This is a genomic window from Leisingera sp. F5 (genome assembly GCF_001593695.1).
Window position 1 is genome coordinate 1 of record NZ_LUKH01000197.1, and the last position, 3,933, is coordinate 3,933.

Here is a 3,933-nt window from a genome sequence, read left to right on the forward strand (position 1 = left end):
GGGCTATGCCATTCCGGACTACCCCTATGAACCCTCCACCGAAGCCGAAAAGGACGTCCGCGCGCGTTTTGACGCCATCAAAGGCTCGGCGGTGAACCCGGTTCTGCGCGAAGGCAATTCCGACCGCCGCGCCGCCAAGGCGGTGAAGAATTTTGCCCAAAACAACCCGCATTCGATGGGCGCATGGTCGGCAAACAGCAAAACCAAAGTGTCGTCAATGCCGGGCAACGATTTCTATGCAAACGAGAAATCCGCCACCATCACTGCAGATCAAGCCGGCGCCGCGAAAATTGAATTCGTCGCCAAAGACGGCGCTGTCACCATGCTGAAAGACGGCTGGCCGCTGGAAGACGGCACCGTGGCCGACGCCACCTTCATGTCCGTGAAGGCGCTGGCCTCCTTCCTGGGCGAAGCGATTGCCGACACCAAATCCGACAGCACCATGTTCTCGCTGCACATGAAGGCCACCATGATGAAGGTCTCCGACCCGATCATCTTCGGCCACGCGGTGAAAGCTTGGCTGGCACCGGTGTTCGAGAAATTCGGCGCCGAGCTTGATGCCCTGGGTGTGAACCCGAACTCCGGCATGGGCGACCTCTTGGAACGCGTCAAAGGCAACGCCGAAATCACCGCCGCCATCGAAGCGGTGCGCGCTGAGCGTCCCGGCATGTACATGGTGGACAGCGACAAGGGCATCACCAACCTGCATGTGCCGTCGGACGTGATCATCGACGCCTCCATGCCCGCGGTGATCCGGGCCGGCGGCAAAGGCTGGGATCAGAACGGCAACAAGGGCGACACCAACTGCGTGATCCCCGACCGCTGCTATGCCACCGTCTATGACGAGACCATCTGCTTCTTCAAAGCCAACGGTGCGCTGGACGTGACCACAGCAGGCGCCGTGGCCAACGTAGGCCTGATGGCGCAGAAGGCTGAGGAATACGGCTCCCACCCCACCACCTTCGAGGCTCCCGCAGACGGCACCATCCGCATCGTGCTGGCAAACGGCGAGACGCTGCATTCACACGACGTGGAAACCGGCGACATCTGGCGCGCCTGCACCGTCAAGAAAGCGCCGATCGAGAACTGGATCCAGCTGGCAATGGACCGCCAGCGCCTGACCGGCTCCGAGGCAATCTTCTGGCTGGACGTAAACCGCGCCCATGACGCCGAGCTGATCAAATACGTTCAGCCCGCGCTTGAGGCGGCCGGCGTTGCCGGCAATTTCCAGACCCTGGCGCCGCGCGAAGCCACCCGTCAGTCGCTGGAAACCATCACCGCAGGCAAGGACAGCATCGCCATCACCGGCAACGTGCTGCGCGACTATCTGACCGACCTGTTCCCGATCCTGGAGCTGGGCACCTCGGCCAAGATGCTTTCGATCGTCAAGCTGATGCAGGGCGGCGGCCTGTTTGAAACCGGTGCCGGCGGCTCTGCTCCGAAACACGTTCAGCAGCTGGTCGAAGAAAACCACCTGCGCTGGGATTCGATGGGTGAATTCTGCGCTCTGGGGGAATCGCTGAACTTTCTGGCCGACGTCAAAGGCAACGCCAAGGCCGGCGTGCTGGGCCGCGCGGCTGAGGACGCCACCCAAGGCATCCTCGACCACAACCGTTCGCCCTCACGCAAGGTGGGCCAGCCCGACAACCGCGACAGCCACTACTGGTTTGCCCGCTATTGGGCCGAGGCCCTGGCAGCCCAGAGCGAAGACGAAGGTCTGGCGACGCATTTCAAACCCATCGCCGAAGAGCTGGGTGCAAAAGAAGAGCAAATCCTTTCCGAACTGGCCGCAGCCCAGGGCCCGGCAGCCGACATTGGCGGCTACTACCGCCCAAGTGTCGAGCTGAAAGCCAAGGTTATGCGCCCTTCGGCAACGCTCAATGCGATCATCGGCTGACCTGTCCTGACAGACCGAAACAAAAAAACGCCCGGGGAATTCCCCGGGCGTTTTTTATTTCAGCAAACGGTGGCAGATGGATTAGAAATCCTGCCACATATTCTTGGCCGCATTGCCGTCGGTCGCGGCAACAGGCTGCGGGGCGGGCTGCGGCGCGGCCTTAATGTCCCAATCATCGCTGCCATGGGCAGACGGCACAGATGCCGGTGCGTTGACCGCCTGGGCAGGCGCCGCCGCCATACGGCCGCCGGGGATCTTGAAGTGCGCCACCAGATCGCTCAGCTTGGAGGCGTCTGTCTTCAGCAAATGGCCCGCCGCAGTGGCCTGTTCTACCATGGCTGCGTTCTGCTGGGTGACCTGATCCAGCTGGGTGACACCGGTGTTGATCTCATTCAGACCGGTGGACTGCTCGGCAGCGCCTTCGGCGATGCCGGAGACCAGCTGCGAGATGTGGCTGACCTGCGAAACGATGCTTTGCAGCGCTTCGCCCGCCTTGCCCACCAGATCCACGCCGCGGGCGACCTGCCCGGAGCTGTTGCCGATCAGGGTCTTGATCTCCATCGCCGCATCCGAGGACCGCTGCGCCAGCGCCCGCACCTCGGAGGCGACTACAGCAAAGCCCCGGCCCGCCTCGCCTGCGCGGGCGGCCTCGACCCCGGCGTTCAGCGCCAAGAGGTTGGTTTGAAAGGCGATATCGTCGATCACCGAGATGATCTGCGAGATGTGTGCCGAGGATTCCTCAATCTCGGTCATCGCGGCCACGGCGCTTTGCACCACTTCGCCGCTGGTGCTGGCTTCGCCCTTGGCGTCTTCCATGGTAGCCTCGACGCTGCGGGCGCCTTCGGCTGCCGATTTGACCGAAGCGGTCAGCTCATCCAGGGCGGCAGCGGTTTCTTCCAGCGTCGCGGCCTGGCTTTCGGTGCGGTGCGACAGGTCATCCGAAGCCTGGCTGATTTCTGCAGCACCGCTGCGGATGCTGGCGGCCGCGGCAATCACCTGCTCGACCGTGGCGCTGAGGTTCTGTGCGGAGGAGTTGAAATCCTGGCGCAGCTGCTCGTAATTCTCAGGAAAAACCTCGGTGATCTGCGCGGTAAGATCGCCCTGCGACAGGGCTGACAGTTTACCGCTGAGCACGCCCACAACTTTGCTGCGTTTCTCGTTGCGCAACTGCTCGGCCTTCTCCAGATCTTTCTGACGGATCAGTGCCTGGCGGAACACATCGAGGCTTTGGGCAATCTCCCCCATTTCGCTGCGCGCATTGGCAGAGGGGATTTCACTGTCGGTGTCGCCATCGGCCAAGGTCTGCATACGGGACTTGAGACCGTTCAGCGGTCCGGTGACACTGCGGGTGATGAAATAGGCGGCGATCGACAGCGTCACCAGGCTGATGCCCAGAATGATCAGCGCCTCATTGCGCATCAGCGCCACGTCAGCCTCGATATCCGAGACATAGGCGCCGGTGCCGACAATCCAGCCCCAGGGTTCATAGGCCTGCACATATCCGATCTTGGCTTCGATCACTTCGGAATCCGGCTTCTTGAAGTAATATGTAAGCTCCCCTGCCCCTTTGGCGGCAGCAATTTTTTCCAGCTCCTGAAACACCTTCATACCAGTCACATCTTCGTAAGCGCCCTGGTTGGTGCCATTCCAGGCGGGCACGACCGGATGCGCCTGAACCACCAGATCATGGTCGAAGACAAAAACATAACCTGCATCGCCGAAACGCAGAGCGGTGAGCCGCTCTCGGCCGATGTCCCGGGCCTCCTCCTCGGTGAAACGGCCGGATTTCACACCTTCTTCCAGATCGCGCAGCAGGCTGACTGCGGTGTCTGTAACGTTGTGCAGCTCTGTATAACGCATTTCATAGGCGTTTTTGACGGCTTGCGACAGCAGCAGGAACGTCAGCACTGCAGTCAGGCTGAGTGCAAGCGCTGCCAGCGCATAGATACGGACAGGCAGACGGTACAGAAAATTGGGAAGTCGGAGCATTCGTGCGGAACCTTCATTGCGGGCATGTTGCTGGCAGGTTTAGGCTG

The 3,933-nt window shown here is 61.5% G+C and carries 2 protein-coding genes; one reads left to right on the forward strand and one right to left on the reverse strand.

All coding sequences use genetic code 11. From position 1 onward, the window contains the following. Nucleotides 1-1,897: NADP-dependent isocitrate dehydrogenase (locus A2I95_RS27185; RefSeq protein ID WP_291734919.1), on the forward strand; the 1,897-nt coding region annotated here is incomplete at its 5' end. 81 nt (nucleotides 1,898-1,978) lie between these two features. Here the strand turns inward: A2I95_RS27185 and A2I95_RS27190 are convergent. Next, nucleotides 1,979-3,886: a methyl-accepting chemotaxis protein gene (locus A2I95_RS27190; protein WP_291734921.1), complete on the reverse strand. Its 1,908-nt coding sequence runs from the start codon at nucleotides 3,884-3,886 to the stop codon at nucleotides 1,979-1,981. Between the last annotated feature and the right edge of the window lie 47 nt (nucleotides 3,887-3,933).